14 protein-coding genes and 1 pseudogene are annotated in these 17158 nt (G+C 36.2%); 8 read left to right on the top strand and 7 right to left on the bottom strand.

All coding sequences use genetic code 11. The features are described from left to right. Window positions 1-120: 120 nt before the first annotated feature. From msrA to msrB, 3 genes are all read left to right on the top strand, one after another. A complete protein-coding gene (msrA, locus tag DKK70_RS08890) occupies window positions 121-669 on the top strand; it encodes a peptide-methionine (S)-S-oxide reductase MsrA (RefSeq protein WP_110433682.1) in 549 nt (182 codons plus the stop codon). Window positions 670-672: 3 nt separating this feature from the next. Further along, a complete protein-coding gene (locus tag DKK70_RS08885) occupies window positions 673-1203 on the top strand; it encodes a cytochrome b (protein ID WP_110433681.1) in 531 nt (176 codons plus the stop codon). A gap of 91 nt (window positions 1204-1294) precedes the next feature. Beyond that, window positions 1295-1720 (top strand): peptide-methionine (R)-S-oxide reductase MsrB, encoded by a 426-nt coding sequence (msrB, locus tag DKK70_RS08880; protein ID WP_110433744.1) that lies wholly within the window; start codon window positions 1295-1297, stop codon window positions 1718-1720. Between the two features lie 250 nt (window positions 1721-1970). Here msrB and lptG read toward each other — a convergent pair whose 3' ends face one another. Both lptG and lptF read right to left on the bottom strand, forming a co-directional pair. After that, the gene (lptG, locus tag DKK70_RS08875) at window positions 1971-3035 is read right to left on the bottom strand and encodes an LPS export ABC transporter permease LptG (RefSeq protein WP_110433680.1); all 1065 of its coding nucleotides are present in this window, start codon (window positions 3033-3035) and stop codon (window positions 1971-1973) included. Window positions 3036-3045: 10 nt separating this feature from the next. After that, the gene (gene lptF / locus DKK70_RS08870; protein WP_110433679.1) at window positions 3046-4149 is read right to left on the bottom strand and encodes an LPS export ABC transporter permease LptF; all 1104 of its coding nucleotides are present in this window, start codon (window positions 4147-4149) and stop codon (window positions 3046-3048) included. A gap of 138 nt (window positions 4150-4287) precedes the next feature. Here lptF and DKK70_RS08865 point away from each other — a divergent pair, with 138 nt between their 5' ends. From DKK70_RS08865 to DKK70_RS08855, 4 genes are all read left to right on the top strand, one after another. Further along, window positions 4288-5772 (top strand): leucyl aminopeptidase, encoded by a 1485-nt coding sequence (locus DKK70_RS08865; RefSeq protein WP_110433678.1) that lies wholly within the window; start codon window positions 4288-4290, stop codon window positions 5770-5772. Between the two features lie 13 nt (window positions 5773-5785). Next, window positions 5786-6238, top strand: coding sequence for a DNA polymerase III subunit chi (locus DKK70_RS08860; protein WP_110433677.1), 453 nt, complete (start codon window positions 5786-5788; stop codon window positions 6236-6238). A gap of 369 nt (window positions 6239-6607) precedes the next feature. Further along, a complete protein-coding gene (locus DKK70_RS16715; RefSeq protein WP_181415957.1) occupies window positions 6608-6778 on the top strand; it encodes a hypothetical protein in 171 nt (56 codons plus the stop codon). An 80-nt stretch (window positions 6779-6858) separates the two neighbouring features. Continuing rightward, on the top strand, window positions 6859-7332 hold the full coding sequence (locus DKK70_RS08855) for a hypothetical protein (protein ID WP_110433676.1): 474 nt from the start codon (window positions 6859-6861) through the stop codon (window positions 7330-7332). Between the two features lie 27 nt (window positions 7333-7359). On the opposite strand, the pseudogene DKK70_RS08850 reads toward DKK70_RS08855, so the two are convergent. Continuing rightward, window positions 7360-7675, bottom strand: a pseudogene (locus DKK70_RS08850) (YnfA family protein). Between the two features lie 325 nt (window positions 7676-8000). Here DKK70_RS08850 and DKK70_RS08845 point away from each other — a divergent pair. After that, on the top strand, window positions 8001-10859 hold the full coding sequence (locus DKK70_RS08845) for a valine--tRNA ligase (RefSeq protein ID WP_110433675.1): 2859 nt from the start codon (window positions 8001-8003) through the stop codon (window positions 10857-10859). Window positions 10860-10944: 85 nt separating this feature from the next. On the opposite strand, the gene DKK70_RS08840 is transcribed toward DKK70_RS08845, so the two are convergent. The 4 genes from DKK70_RS08840 to DKK70_RS08825 all read right to left on the bottom strand — a co-directional run bounded on the left by DKK70_RS08840 (window position 10945) and on the right by DKK70_RS08825 (window position 16585). Next, complete coding sequence (locus DKK70_RS08840; protein ID WP_110433674.1) at window positions 10945-12465, bottom strand: glycoside hydrolase family 43 protein; 1521 nt, start codon at window positions 12463-12465, stop codon at window positions 10945-10947. Between the two features lie 44 nt (window positions 12466-12509). After that, window positions 12510-13895 (bottom strand): glycoside-pentoside-hexuronide (GPH):cation symporter, encoded by a 1386-nt coding sequence (locus DKK70_RS08835; RefSeq protein WP_110433673.1) that lies wholly within the window; start codon window positions 13893-13895, stop codon window positions 12510-12512. Window positions 13896-14250: 355 nt separating this feature from the next. Then, window positions 14251-14922: an OmpW/AlkL family protein gene (locus DKK70_RS08830; RefSeq protein WP_034882574.1), complete on the bottom strand. Its 672-nt coding sequence runs from the start codon at window positions 14920-14922 to the stop codon at window positions 14251-14253. Window positions 14923-15157: 235 nt separating this feature from the next. Beyond that, window positions 15158-16585 carry an EmmdR/YeeO family multidrug/toxin efflux MATE transporter gene (locus DKK70_RS08825; RefSeq protein WP_110433672.1) on the bottom strand — a complete coding sequence of 476 codons (1428 nt, stop codon included), beginning with the start codon at window positions 16583-16585 and terminating at the stop codon, window positions 15158-15160. Between the last annotated feature and the right edge of the window lie 573 nt (window positions 16586-17158).

Genomic DNA, 17158 nt, shown 5'->3' with positions numbered 1-17158 from the left:
ATAATATGGTGATTATTTGACCAGTTTCAAGTAATATGAACATATTGTTTTTAGGGTAAGTAAGTGTTGTAATTTTAAATAAAGATCGTTTCTGTTAATATCAGTTAATTGGGGGTTTTTATGCAACATTATGAACAAGCAACATTTGCAGGAGGATGTTTTTGGTGTATGGTAAAACCTTTCGACAAATATGAAGGTGTTATTAGTGTGACCTCTGGTTACACAGGTGGTCATACGGTAAATCCAACCTATCAACAAGTTTGCCAAGGTAACACTGGCCACACTGAAGCGGTGCAAATTACCTTTGATCCAGCGATGATCAGCTATAAAAAATTACTCGACATTTTTTGGCAGCAGATTGATCCGACTGATTCTCAAGGACAATTTGCCGATCGTGGTGATTCTTATCGCCCGGCAATTTTTTATCATAATAAATTCCAACAGCAGCAGGCGATAGCATCTAAACAAGCGTTAGAAGAGAGTAAACGATTTTCTCAGCCGATTAATGTCGCTATAGAGCCGGCAACAACGTTCTATCCAGCTGAAGATTACCACCAAGATTACTATAAGAAACAACCTGAACATTACAATCGTTATTATCGCTTATCTGGACGAGCCAATTTTATTGCTGACAATTGGCAAGATAAGCCAGCAACAAAAAGTGAGTAAGCAATGCAAAGTTATCCGCAGTATAGCAGTAAACAAAAATGGATCCATTGGTCATCCACCTTGTTAATCGTGATTGTCACTTTTCTGCTTTTTGCTAAAGTGACAATGTCGAATATTTTAGGTGGTATGCCAATTGTTTATTTATTGCATAAATCTTTGGGTGTTGTGGTTTGGCTATTAACGGTATGGCGAATAATAGTAATTCGAGAGCAAGGTGTACCAGATGTTTTACCTAAAGAGCAAAAACTGCAACGGATATTGTCAAAATCTACTCAAGGATTTATTTATCTATTACTGCTTATTGTGCCTTTATCGGGTTATTTAATGAGTGGGAGAGATCTTAATGTTTTTTGGCTGATATCGATTCCAGCTATTGATATGTCAAATAACCTACATCAAATTTTTCATACAATGCATCTAATCGGCTCAGATTTCTTAGCAATTTTAGTGCTATTTCACATATTAGCTGCGTTGTACCACTATTTTGGGGTTAAAGATAAAGTATTACAATCGATGTTAAATAGCCGTGATTAATACGAATACAAAACTTCTGTAGTAGTTATCGCATTTGAGTAGTTATCACATTAGTAACGTAGCGTGAGGCAGATATATGATGAAAAAATCAATGAAAGAAAAGGCCATATCAGCACTAACACCTATGCAATATCAAGTCACACAACTAAATGGTACCGAACCGCCATTCGATAACCAATACCACGCCAATCATCGTGAGGGGATATACGTTGATATTGTCTCTGGCGAACCACTATTTACCTCTCTGGACAAGTTTGATTCAGGTTGTGGTTGGCCAAGCTTCGCCAAACCTATTAATCGACAGCAGATAGTAGAAAAAGAAGATAATAGCTACGGAATGAACCGTGTTGAGGTTCGTTCATTAGAGGCTGATTCACATCTTGGGCATGTTTTTAATGATGGACCTGTTGCATTAGGAGGATTGCGTTACTGTATTAATTCAGCTGCGCTAAAGTTTATCCCCAAAGAAGAGCTTGAAGCTCAAGGTTATGGAGAATATTTAAGATTGTTTAAATAAATTGCGGTTATGCATCCCTTATACAATTAGGGGATGCAAACTAGCCAATTAGCACCGAATTCACAGATCTATTATTGAACTTAATCCGGATATATAGAGACAATTTTACCTAATAGAGCGATATAGTTGGTATATAACGTCTTATTTTTATACACCAACATCTTTTTATGAACCAATATCTTTTTATATATCGATATCATAGTATTAATCGGTAATTATACCTATTGTTTATAAACTAATTATTTATAAGCTAATTTTTTCGTTTAAATAAAATATAACTGATCAATAAAAAAACTAAGCTAGTTAGCATTGAACCAACAAAAGGGTAAATACCTATCACGATACTGGTTTGTGCGAAAAGATTATCGGCGATGTAAAAAATAAAACCAAAACTTATACCAATAATCACTCTAACTCCCATGGAGACACTGCGTAACGGTCCGAAGATGAATGATAAAGCCAGTAACAACATTACAGCAACTGAAATCGGTTTAATCAATTTCTTCCAAAATAACAAGTCATAATATTTAGTATCTTGACCTGAAACTTTTAAATATTGCGAATATTGATAAAGTCCAGAAGCTGACAAAGATTCAGGATCAAAAGCCACTATGCTTAACTTATCAGGAGTAATATTCGTCTTCCACGGCATATTCAGAAGATTGGTACCTATTACTTGCTGTGGATTAGTTAGATCATTCATTTCAATCTGTGATAACGTCCACTCGCCATTTTCAAATGTGCCGCTATCAGCATGGGTAATTGATAACAACCTATTTTTATCGACACTATAAATATCAATATTCGAGATTGAGTTGTCGCTATTGACATGACCAATAAAAATATAATCATTATTATCTTTCGCCCATAAACTACCTCGTTCAGATAATAATGAGTTACCATAAAGTTTTTCAGACCGCATATTACGTGCTGTTTGTTCACTGATCGGCGCAACCCACTCACCAACTGCCATTGTAATTAGTACCAATGGTAAAGCGGTTTTCATGACAGCTAAAGCGATTTTAAAGCGGCTAAAGCCTGAAGTTTCCATTACAATAAGCTCACTACGTGAAGCTAAAATCCCCAAGCCGATTAAGCCACCTAAAAGTGCTGCCATAGGGAAAAATATCTCTAAATCTTTAGGAACCATTAATAAAGAATAAAGACCAACAGACAACGCATCATAATCAAATTTGATTTTTCTAAGCTGATCTATGAAACGAATAATTCCTGATAAACTAATTAATAAAAATAAGCAAATCCCAATGGTATTTAAAATAGTTTTACCAATATAGCGATCTAAAATCGAAAACATCGTTCTCCCCTTAAGACGCAGTAAATTTTAAACGAAGTTTACGCATAAATAAGTTATCCCAACAATTCAAAATCAAAGCCAGTATAAAATAACCCGAATTAATCATATAAAACCACAAAGCTGGATCTAATCGTCCTTTACCGGCATTGGCTTTAACCGAGCTAGAAAGTAAAAAGTAGACCAAATAAAGCAATAATGCTGGCAAAATTTGCGCAAGTCGCCCTTGTCTTGGATTAGAAACACTCAGTGGAATTACCAAAAAAGCCATCAAAGGAACCGAAATAATTAACGTTAATCGCCAAAAAAATTCAGCTTTAGCCTTGGCTGTTGGATTGTCGTGAAGTTCTAGTAATCCTAATTGCTGAACATCTATTTTATCTTCATCAACATTGGTATCTAACTCCTTAGGTTTAATAATAGCTAAATAATTATGAAAATTAGAAATTCGGAACTCTTTTAGCTGCGCTGTTCCTTCATAGCGGTTTGCATCCTCAAGAGTAATGAATTGGTTACCGTTTTTATCTTCTTCGGTTTTTCCTCTATTGGCAATAATGATAGATGGACGTTGACTATTTTTCGGATTGATCTGAGCAATAAATACATTATCCATCTTATTTCGATCTACATTACCAATATAAATTACCGAATTGCCATCTGGGGTTTGTTGAAATTGACCTGCTAACAGACCGGCCAAACTTGGATTGATCTTGGCGTTTTCCACTAATTGATCTTGTTTCACACTTGACCAAGGACCAAACCAAAGGCTATTGGCCGTAGTTAATATACAGGTAATCACACAGAGAAATAGAACTACTTGATAATTAAGTCTCCTCTTAATTCCACAAGCATGCATCGCTACCATCTCACTGTCAGAATAGAGTCGTCCAAATGTCACCAATACCCCTAAGAACAGACTTAATGGCAAAATAAGATCAGCCATACTTGACACGCCCAACACTAAAAGTGGCATAATCAAATCACGAGGAATACTACCATCAATTGCACTGGATAAAATTCTGATTAATTTTTGAGAAAAGAAAATCAGCAATAAAATAAACAGTATTGCGCTTTGCGTTTTCATCGTCTCTTTAATTAAATATCGGCGAATTATCACTCTTTTACCTATCTATCGGTCTTATAAAATCTCACTATTATAATCAGATTTGCGTTGTTTAGTTATCTTTTTGTTGCTATCGTTTAATGAACCGATAAAATGTAACTATTGACCACAAAAATCTTACAAGAGAACCCTATGCAATACGCAATCAAAAACAGTACATCTATCATCAAACAAAAAGAAGAATGTTTAGTCGTTACCGTCAATTCTGACAAAACACAATCTAACTTAATCAGAGAGTTAGATCAATCGACTAATGACATGATAAGCCAATTAATTAATTCAGGTGATATTAGCGGTGAATTGGGTAAAACGACTTTTTTATATGTTACCCCAAATTCAACTAAACAAAAAATATTAGTAGTTGGATGTGGTCAAGGCAAAAATTTTGATATCAATGCAGCCAAAAAAGTGATTCAAGCTGCTATAAAAGAGCTAACTACCAAAAAAGTTAAAAACATTTGTTGGGATATTCTCACTCTCAATCCAGCAATTAGTGGTGAAATCGCTAAGCAGTTACCTCAAATTACCAGCGATTTAACCTACAGTTTTGACCAATTCAAATCAACAAAATCAAAACAACCAAGCTTACAAAAAATAACTTTGCTTTATAGCGATAAACAGACGATCAACCATGTTGAAAGTCAATTATTCCAAGGGCAAATTATTGCCGATGCGATTACCAGTACCAAAAACATTGCCAACATGCCATCTAACGTCTGTAATGCCAAATATTTAGCGGAGGAGAGTGAAAGTTTAGGCAAACAATATATCAACTTAAAAGTTACCTGCTTAGGTGAGAAAGAACTAGCCAAACTCAATATGAATGCTTACTTAGCCGTTGGACGAGGATCGGCCAACGAATCAATTATGACCGTCATTGAATACCATGGTGCCAAAGACAAAAAAGCCAAGCCTTATGTATTAGTTGGTAAAGGGTTAACTTTCGATTCAGGTGGTATATCTATTAAGCCTTCAGCTAGTATGGACGAAATGAAATATGACATGTGTGGTGCTGCCACTGTCTTTGGTGTCATGCAAGCTGTCGCTGAATTAAAACTACCTATCAATGTGGTTGGCGTAATGGCAGGTTGTGAAAATATGCCAGATGGTAATTCCTACCGCCCTGGTGATATCTTAACAACTATGTCCGGTACCACAGTGGAAATCATCAACACCGATGCTGAGGGTCGCTTAGTGTTATGTGATGTGTTAACCTATGTTGAACGTTTCCAACCGAAAGCGGTGATCGACATTGCCACACTTACTGGCGCTTGTATTATTGCTCTCGGTCATCATTATACTGGCGTGATGGGCAACAACTCACAACTTATTGAAGAATTGGTAAACTCATCCAATAAAGCGGGCGACAAAGCATGGTCTCTACCTATTGATAGTGACTTCCAAGAACAAATCAAATCAACCTGCGCTGACATTGTTAATGCAAGCGGTCGAGACGGAGGAACCATTACCGCTGCTTGTTTCCTATCTCGCTTCACGGAAAAATATCAATGGGCTCATCTTGATATTGCCGGTACAGCTTGGAAATCTGGTGCTAACAAAGGTGCGACAGGCCGACCGGTTGCCATGTTAATTCAATACTTACTTGACCAAAAATGAGTAACTAACTGACATGAAAAAAGTGATTTTCTACCTATTAGAAAACCCAACCCCAGCTAATGAGGCTGGGGTACTATTCCAAGAAAAGCTTGCCTGCGAAAAAATCGTCGAAGCGTGGCAAAATAAACAGCGGGTGCTAGTTGCCTGTCAAGATCAAGCACAAGCCGAAAGAATTGACGAATATTTATGGCAGCTAGATACCAACAATTTTGTCCCACATAATCTAGCAGGGGAAGGTCTAAAAGGCGGATCACCTGTGGAAATCTGCTGGCCACAAAAGCGCAGTAGTGGTGCACGACATTTATTAATAAACCTACAACAACAATTTCCAGAATTTGCTGGTGTTTATCGTGATATTATCGATTTTGTTCCTGTCGATGATCAACAAAAATCGTTAGCCAGAGAAAGATATAAAGCTTATAAAGAAGCTGGTTTTAATCTTAAAACTATTCCAATTACGTGTTGATGAACAAAAGCATTAAAAAATGACTTCAGCCTAACTAGTTTATAGAAATATGATAAAGTTAGTTTTTAAAGTAGATTTAGAATAAATACAGCGTCTATTCTTAAAATTACCTATTAAAGCATCACAATTCTTCTTTAGGGATAAAAAATCATAAAAATCGATAACATAAAAATATATTTACAATTTGTAAAAAGAGTTCGCGTAAACTCTCTTTACTCGGGCGTAATTACATTATTGAATTAGTCACCTAATAATAAAATGTCCGAAACTCATAGAACCCTAAAATTTGAGGGCGGAGCGTATTATTACCCAAATCTTATAAATAACATACCATTATCAAAAATAATTTAATAAATTAAGAAAAATGGTATGAAAAGAATATTTTTTGTTTTATTACTCCCCGTCATATTTACAACTTTTGCTTTTGCCGAAAATTCAATACAGTCAAAAGTTGATTCATGTAAATCTATTTCTGATAAAGATCAGCGATTAGCTTGTTATGATGCAGTTTTTGATGTCTTAAGAATCATACCATGCTAATACAGAACTCAATAAATTTATAAAAATTTATTAGAACTTTTGTTATAATAACCAATTATTAATCTTAAGCCAAAAATAAAATGTTAAAAAAATTATTGGTGCTCCTCATATCTTTTTTAGCTTTAATCGGTTGCCAAGAGCGACAGAAGATTACTGCAGAAATGTTGGTAGGAACTTGGCGTTGTGAAGTCGATAATAGTCGGGGCACAAAATACGTTTTTGACGGTTCAAAGTTGAGAACAATGCAACCTTATACGTTAAATAATGCTGATTATGTTGTACTTATAGGGAAAGAGGAAGAAAGACTTTTGGTGCAATCTAAATATTATCAGCTTATTGTGCCGATTTCACCTGATAATAATTACACAAAATTTAAAGGTGCCCTTGAATGTAAATCGAAATATCAAATCAACAATATCATAACTGAAATGGAGTATAAATTTATTTCAGAAGATGAATTAAAAGAGAGCTCATTTACCAAATATGAACGTTGTGATATTCAAAAATCGATTATGGAATTCAATATAGAAGCGACATGTAAACGAGTACATTAACACATATCAACTGCTTCAGTGGTTAGTTTACGAACGCCAGCCTAAAACTATCACCAATGTGTCAAATAAGATAATCCCTGCGCCAATTAAATCAAAAGTAGACAGCTTAATATTATCTACAAATTTAAGCCAACTTATTGATAGAGCAATATAGATTCCACCATAAGTAGCATAAATCCGACCGCTAGCTTCAGGGGGGTAAGGAAAGTAACCAAACAACATTAAACTTAATGCTGCTAACGCTAAAAACCAGTTGGATGCTGCTTTTTTTAAACCAAACACAAAAACAATCAAAGATTTCGGCTAATGCGGTTAACATAAGTAGTCCAATAATTTTTATTATAAAGCCATAGCCAAATTACTAAGAGGTTATCTTATTATAGCCGCTAATGGTAGTTGTTAGGTTAAACCAAAATAGTTTATAGTCATTAGCGGTTTATATTGGATAAATGAAATAAATCGACAAGTTTATCTATCATCATCAAAATTCATCATCTAAATCGGTGATAAAACAAGATTGTTTATTAATAAATGTTCTTTTATTGTACGTATTGTTATTGTTACTCTCGCCAAAATCGATTTTATGCGTCTAACAATTTATTGTTATATCATTTTACTGTAGAATAAAGGCCATTTTTATGCCTTGAATTAGGATTGATGCCTTTATTATGAAAAATACGACTTATAATCCACAAGAAATCGAACAACCTATCTATCAACATTGGGAAGAAAGTGGTTACTTTAAACCTAATGGTGACAAATCTCAGCCTAGTTATTGTATTGCTATTCCACCACCAAATGTAACTGGTAGTTTGCATATGGGACATGCTTTCCAACAAACTATTATGGATGCGCTAATTCGTTATCATCGCATGCAAGGCAATAACACGCTATGGCAATCAGGTAGTGATCATGCCGGTATTGCAACCCAAATGGTGGTAGAACGTAAAATTGCTGCTGAAGAAAACAAAACTCGCCATGATTATGGTCGTGAAGCGTTTATCGAAAAAATTTGGCAATGGAAAGCAGAATCAGGTGGTAGCATCACTAAACAGATGCGACGTTTAGGTGATTCGGTTGATTGGGATCGCGAACGTTTTACTATGGATGAAGGGCTTTCAAATGCGGTTAAAGAAGTTTTTGTAAGACTCTATCAAGAAGATCTGATTTATCGTGGTAAACGCTTAGTTAACTGGGATCCAAAATTACGTACCGCAATTTCTGATCTTGAAGTTGAAAATCGTGAAGTAAAAGGTTCAATGTGGCATTTACGCTATCCATTAGCAGATGGTGTTAAAACTGCAGAAGGCAAAGATTATCTAGTTGTCGCAACAACTCGCCCTGAAACACTATTTGGTGATACAGGTGTTGCCGTTAATCCAGAAGATCCTCGTTATAAAGATCTAATCGGTAAATTTGTCATATTACCATTTGTTAATCGTCGAATTCCGATTGTTGGTGATGAACATGCGGATATGACAAAAGGTACTGGCTGCGTAAAAATTACCCCTGCGCATGACTTTAATGACTATGAAGTAGGGCGTCGTCATCAATTACCAATGATCAACATCTTAACTTTTGATGGTGATATTCGTGCACAAGCTGAAGTGTTTGATACTAATGGTGAGCCAAGTACTGCATACGCAACCGATATTCCGGCACAATTCCAAAATTTAGAACGCTTTGCGGCGCGTAAATTAGTTGTTGCGCAGTGTGAAGCTCAAGGTATTTTAGAAAAAATTGAACCGCATGACTTAACTATCCCGTATGGCGATCGTGGTGGTGTGGTAATCGAACCTATGTTAACCGATCAATGGTATGTAAGAGCTAAAGTATTAGCGGAACCAGCTATTGCCGCGGTAAAAAATGGTGATATCCAATTCGTGCCTAAACAGTATGAAAATATGTATTTTTCATGGATGAATGATATTCAAGATTGGTGTATTTCGCGACAATTATGGTGGGGACACCGAATTCCAGCTTGGTATGATAATCAAGGCAACGTCTATGTTGGTCGTGATGAGGCTGAAGTTCGCCGTGAAAATAATCTTGCAGCAGATATCGAATTGTCTCAAGATGACGATGTTCTTGATACATGGTTCTCATCAGCACTATGGACATTTTCAACTTTAGGTTGGCCAGAAAACACTGATGATTTAGCTACTTTCCATCCAACTAATGTGCTAGTGACAGGTTTTGATATTATCTTCTTCTGGGTTGCTCGAATGATTATGATGACCATGCATTTCATTAAAGATGAACATGGCAAGCCACAAGTACCGTTTAAAACGGTATATGTGACAGGGCTAATTCGCGATGAAGAAGGGCAAAAAATGTCGAAATCTAAAGGTAATGTTATCGATCCTTTAGATATGATAGATGGTATTTCACTTGCCGATTTATTAGAAAAACGTACTGGTAATATGATGCAGCCACAATTAGCGGAAAAGATTGCCAAACGTACAGAAAAACAGTTCCCGAATGGTATTGAAGCCCATGGTACTGATGCCTTACGATTTACCTTAGCCGCACTTGCATCAACTGGACGTGATATCAATTGGGATTTAAAACGTTTAGAAGGTTATCGTAACTTCTGTAATAAACTATGGAATGCTAGCCGTTATGTATTGATAAATACCCAAGATCACGATTGTGGTTTTAAAGGTGGGGAGTTAGATTATTCATTAGCAGATAAATGGATCTTGGCTGAATTTAACCAAACCGTAAAAACCTACCGTGAAGCATTCGATACTTATCGTTTTGATTTAGCGGCAAATACTTTATATGAATTTACTTGGAATCAGTTCTGTGACTGGTATTTAGAGTTAACTAAATCAGTATTGGCAAATGGTGAACAGAATCAGCAACGTGCTGCTCGTCACACCTTAGTCACGGTACTTGAAGCCTTATTACGTTTGGCTCATCCAATCATTCCATTTATTACTGAAGCTATTTGGCAAAGTGTCAAACCATTAATGGCAATCAAAGCTGATACCATTATGTTACAACCAATGCCAGCATTTGATAGCCAATTAGTTGATGATGAAGCAGTTGCCGATATCAATTGGATTAAAGATGCTGTCATTGCGGTTCGTAATATCCGTGCTGAAATGAATATAGCACCAAGCAAACCATTACAGCTATTGATTAGAAAAGCATCACCAGTGGTACATCGCATAATTAGTGACAATGTCACCTTTATCGAATCATTAGCAAGATTATCAGAAATAGTCTTGTTAGATGAGGGTGAAGCAGGACCATTATCAGTCACTAAATTGGTTGATGGCGCCGAACTCCTCATCCCAATGGCTGGGCTTATTAATAAAGAAGATGAGTTAGCTCGTCTTGAAAAAGAGATCGCTCGCATTGATGGCGAAATTGCGCGTATTGATAATAAACTATCTAATGCTAGTTTTGTCGATAAAGCCCCAGTAGCAGTTGTTGCCAAAGAGAAAGAAAAACAACAAGGCTATATTGCTGATAAAGCCAAATTGCAAGAGCAGTATGCAGCCATAAAAAGTCTTTAAAAATTTGAATAAAAAACCTCTCATATGAAGTGACCCCCAATAGTTGGCCAACCAATTACTGGGGGTTTTTTATCTAATTAAACCGTTAAGTAATCTTGAAGTAATCAAAATGACAATGACCAATGGCATTATCTGCTTCAGTTGTAGCAAAAATTCCTACTTTAGCACCCACCCATTTGCCTTTTCCAGCAGCGAAGCTAGGTTCAATTAAAATCCAATCTGTCTTATGATGTTTATAGTAAAATTGACAGATACCATTCAAACCAACTTCGACTTTAAGTTGGCAATGATCTGAAGATAATTGACCGATAACCTGTTGATATTCGTCAACTTGACCTGAATCTTTCATCCAGCCATATCGATAATACAGCTTATACTGGCCATTATCATAACCGATCATAATCGCTGCATAACGTTCACCATAAACGATTAAACCACCCAAATCACCTGATTGCTTAGCATTCAATTTAAGTTGAGTTTGCGCAGTAAATTGCCATGCTGAAAATTTTTGCAGCAATAAGTTAGGTGCAAAATAGAGTGTACGCTGTTTATTATGAATAGGTAATGGATAACAACTTAAGGCTAATCCTTGATCGCTTGCTATTAACCAATCAGGATTAGGATTAGCCTGCCATTGCCACTGTAAACCAAATTTACCATGCTGGAAATCGTCACTGGTTTGGATTTTATACTCTTCTGAGTGATAGAGCACAGTTGGTTTTTTATATGATAATACCGGTTGTCCTGTAGAGTCATTATTGATACTCTCACCAATGCGAGGCCAATCATCATCTCCCCAATACATTGGCTGTAAATGAACAATACGACCATATAAATGGGCATCTTGAAAGTGTACAAACCAGCACTCATTGTTGTCCAATTCGACCCATCCACCTTGATGAGGGCCATTGATTGTCGTATTGCCTTGAAATAGCACATTGCGTGCAGTCCAAGGACCCGTTAAATCACGGCTACGTAACACAGATTGCCAACCATTTTCAACACCGCCAGCTGGTGCAAAAATGTAATAGTAACCATTGCGTTTATAAAGTTTTGGTCCTTCAAGTGTCGGTAAATCGGTAGTACCATCGTAAATAATTTGACCTTTGCCAATCAATGTTGAACCATCATTGGCCATTTCAAACAGCTGTAACTTATGTTTAACACCACAACGACTTTGCGCAAAGGCATGCACCAACCATGCTCGGCCATCATCATCCCAAAATGGACAAGGATCAATCCAACCTAGTGCCGATTGTAAGCAGTGGGGGGTACTCCATTTCCCCCAAGGATCAGAGGTATTAGACATAAAAATACCTTCATCCGGGGTACTAAAAAACACCCAAAATTTTTCATCATGATAACGAATCGATGGCGCCCAAACCCCTTTACCGGGTTGGACTGCATCATAACCCGGTAAGTCAAGGGCATCAAAAACGTGATTGATAATTTGCCAATTTACCAAGTCTTTTGAGTGGAGAATCGGTAATGCTGGCATATGGTTAAAGCTAGATGAAACCATAAAGAAATCATCATTTACTTTGACAATATCCGGATCGGAATAATCACCGCAGATTATAGGATTGTGATAATAATCTAAACTCATATAATTAACCTTTAATTGTAACTATTACTTATCGACATACTATCTTAGTCATCACTATCTTTATTTTGTTGTCTAGCAAGTAAATCACTTTGAATTTTTTCCATCATTTTGTCATCTAATTTATAAAAACGCATTAACCACCAAAGTAATAAATAGGAAAATGCTGGTCCAATAGTTAAAAGACCAATAATGCCCATTGTGGCTAATGGTGTTTGTTCATTTACACCTGCTTGGTAGCCTAATAAGCCTAAACAGATTCCGACTAAAGCCCCAGCGATTGCCATACCGAGTTTTAAGGCAAATAAATTACCTGAAAAAGATAGACCTGTTGCTCGGCGTCCAAATTTCCATTCACCATAATCAGCAGCATTGGCCATCATATTCCATTTGAATGGTTGATACATGGAGTGGAAAAAACCAATTAAAAAATAGAGTGGGAAAATAACCGCTAACCATACAGGTGGAACAAAAAACATTACTACGCCAATAACAAATAACGTTAAATTAATATTTTTAAAAAGTTGAATAGCAGTAAAACGTTTAGCAAAATAACCAGCAGCCATCGCGCCTAATATAGTACCAACCACCGATGTTGACACAAAGGCTGATTTCATCGCTGTACCTGCTGCTGAGCTAACGCCACCCATCATTAAGTAAGTTGCATAGTAAAGTGTTGCTGAACTACGCATAACGCCAGCCATACTTGAAAAGAAGGTAATAAGAGCAACAATACACCACTGATCATTGCCTAATAAGCATTTTAAATCTTTTTTAACACTGACATTTTTATCTTCAATTGGTACTACTCTTTCTTTAGTGGTTGCAAAACAGAACACTAACATACCAATTGCAATAACGCCCATAACCGCCATGGTTAACTGAAATCCGAGTTGCTTATTTTCTTTTCCTAACCAATCGACTAAGAATAATGTACCTATTGATACCATTAGCCCTGATGCTGATGCAATAGTAAATCGATAGGATTGAGCAGATAAACGATCTTTTTCATCACGAGCAATAACACCACCAAGAGCACAATAAGGAATATTAATAAATGTATAACAAAGCATTAATAATGCATAAGTAACGTATGCGTATAAAAGTTTACCTGAATAACCAAAATCTGGTGTTGTATAAGTCATAACAGCCAGTACAGCATAAGGAATGGCAAACCAGATCAACCATGGTCTAAATCGCCCCCATCTTGTTTTAGTGCGATCGGCGACCATACCGGTGATAGGATCGATAATGGCATCAAAAATTCGCGTAGCGAGGAACATTATGCCAACCGCAGCAGCAGAAAGGCCATAAATATCAGTATAAAAATAGGTCAAAAACATCGTCACTGAGGAATAGACAATACCACAGGCAGCATCCCCCATCCCAAAACCAATTTTTTCCATGATTGATAATTTTCTATTATTATCCATCATAAACTCCTTTTAATTATCAAAATATGATGTAGATAAAACGGTTATTATTTAATTATCAGTTGCTTTAACAACTTATAGGAAAATAACAATAAATAGAGTTTATAAAATTCATTTTTAAAACAGTATTATGATTTTGCCTACCTTAATTACGTTATATGGTTAATGTGATTGATATCACAAATTTATAAGGCTTATTTGACATCATAATGAATGATAAGATGATATTTGATAGGCTTCTTTTATAGGCAAGTTGCCGTGAATTGTTGTGGATTATTTAGTTAATATAGATCTATTGCGGATAGATATTAAATAACATAATAAAAACCTCTCAGTTGAGAGGTTTTTAACACCATTAAAACTTATAACCAACACCCAGCATCACCACCCATGGATCAAGATCATATTTTGCTGTGACTTTCGTGTTATCTAAATGCGTTTTCGCTTTCGTTTCAATATCGATATAACGGACTTGAGCATTAATCAACCAATTTTCATCAAGTGAGTAATCAGCGCCCATTTGTGCAGTCCAACCCAAAGAATTATCCAAATCTAAACCATGAAAACCGGCTTTTTTAGCTTCACCACTAAGTTTTTCATCAAAAAAGAAGGTGTAATTTACGCCAAGACCAACATAAGGTTGGAACTCATAACTACTATCAAGAGGATACCAAAGAGCACTTAATGTCGGTGGTAGATGTTTAATCTTGCCTAAATGAGCACCAGCCAATCCAGTTGAGTTGCCGCCACTTAGTTTTAGTTGATGACTAAAAGGCGTTGCGCCTAATAATTCAATAGCAAAATTATCAGTAATCATATATTGAAAATTAAGTCCAAGTTGTGTGTCATTATCGGCTTTAGCTTTAAGATCACTCTTTGCACCGCCAACTTTAACATGATCACTTTTATCTTGTGGATGAACATAGACAGGACCACCGCGAATAATAATTTGGTCGGCACTATGTGCCAAAGCGGTTGAGCTAGCTAATCCAAAGGTGATTAGCATAGCAATTGACGATACTCTCATTTTGGACTCCTTATTATACTTATATAAAATGTTAACTGATGGCAACCATAGAGGTTAATTAACAGACCGTTTTAAATATAAAGCGCTAAAGGATTGAGGTAACAATAACCTAAAAGTTATCGATAAATATTTTAGCACCATAACATTAGCAATGATATGGTGTGATATGGATTTACTGATGAAATAATTGCAGGTTTATTGACCTCTTGATTAAGAGTCAAGTGTTCAATTTAACTCAAATCCGCTTTTGATGACGCCAAAGCCACTTACCGCTAATAAGTCGATGATAAAAGAAGAAGCTTCGAATGATCCAATCTAAGAACATACCAAACCAAACCCCAATCACCCCAAAGCCAAAATAGACGCCAAAAATATAGCCAACTACAATCCTACACATCCACATACTACCGATGGCGACCCACATGGTATAACTGGCATCTTTAGCACCTTTAAAGCCATATGGCAAAACAAAAGAGGAAGCCCAGAAAGGGGTAAACAACGCATTAAACCATAACAAATGTTTGGAAATCTCGATAACTTCCTGATCATCGGTATACAGTGAACTTAAGAGCCCGGCAAATGGAATCGATAAAAACGCTAAAAAACAGAGTAACAAACTGGTTAAATGAAAGATAAACTTCAGTTGCCTAGTAGGTTGATAGATTTGCCCCATACCAATACGTTTACCAACAATAATTGTAGAGGTTGCACCGAGTGTACCGCCTGGCAAATTAAGTAATCCAGCAATAGAGAATGCGATAAAATTAGCTGCAATCGTTGACGTTCCCATACCGGCAACAAAAGTTTGCGTTAACAATTTTCCAATGTTAAACATTACCGATTCAACACTAGCCGGAATTCCGATTCCTAAAATATCGATTAAAATCTTGCCATTAAACGCATGGAAGTAACTGCGGAAAGGAATAAATAACGCTCGACTTGGTTTGATGGTTAACACCAATAAAATAAAAAACATCCCACAATAGCGAGACATCGTTAAGCCAATACCCGCTCCAATAAATCCAAGACCATGCCAACCAAAAGCGCCATAAATTAGAACATAGCTAATCGACAGATTCAAAATATTCATAATGATGTTTAAATACATTGGTAACTTAGTATTACCAGCGCCGCGCAAAGCACCACAACCAACTAAGATAAAGGCAAGGGCAGGGTAACCTAAAACGGTTAATCTTAGAAAGGTGAGCGTTAATTCCTTAACTTCAGGATCGGCCTTACCGGCAATAATTTCGACAATCCAATATCCGGAAAACTCAACAAACAAAAACAGTAAAATCGAAATTATAACTAATAACGTAATCGACTGCCTTGCTGCCACCACGGCTTTTTTACGATTGTGTCGCCCCAAACTGAACGCCACTACCACCGACGTTCCCAGCGCAACAGCCATAAAAAATGACATTACAATCATATTAAAGCTTTCCGCCAAACCGACGGCAGCCATCTCGGCCTTACCAATCCAACTCACTAAAAACGTACTGAAAATACCCATCAAAATGACGGATAAATTCTCAATTAAAATTGGCATTGCTAAAGGGTAAATTTCGCGCCAAAACAGCACATTATTAGAACGTCGCTTTTTATAAAGTTGAAGATTCTTCAATCGACTTAGAAGATTCAATTTGAGGCCTAAAATTTTCATATAAAAAATTGTGGCTATTATAACGCCTTTATCTGACAAAAATGAAATTATGTTTTAAAAAAGTGCATAAAAAAATAAGGTAAAAAATTTGTAAAACATGGAGGAGGGATTTCGTCTAAATTCCATAAATAACAGTCTGTTAATAAAAGATTTACGAGCAATGCTATGAGAAACTTACTGAGCATTGGATTATTAAGTGAGCAGGATAGTCAACATAACCGTTAGCTAAATATCAATTAAAACTCATTCCGCAAGTAAAATATTCCAATATCACAAATTTAATTAAATGATTGCGCTACATTAGTGTTTATTAGGAGATAAAGGACTAACTGGCAGCCGATGTTATGATGTGATATTAATTTATTTTTAGATGGATAAGCTGTCGCCAAGTTTGATGCTAAACAAAAAGCGACTTGTTATTTACCAGCAGATAAAGTTATTATTGTTGCCCCTATATAAGGGCAAAAGGTGTGTAGCTTTAATGTTTGACGTCATGAACATTATTGCAAACTCAATAGCAACGAAAAGAAAGTCACTAGATTATTTATAGTTCAAAATAGATATATTGACATT

The organism is Gilliamella apicola, from assembly GCF_003202655.1.
GTDB classification, from domain to species: Bacteria; Pseudomonadota; Gammaproteobacteria; order Enterobacterales; family Orbaceae; genus Gilliamella; species Gilliamella apicola_R.
This window is presented reverse-complemented; position numbering and strand designations above follow the sequence as displayed.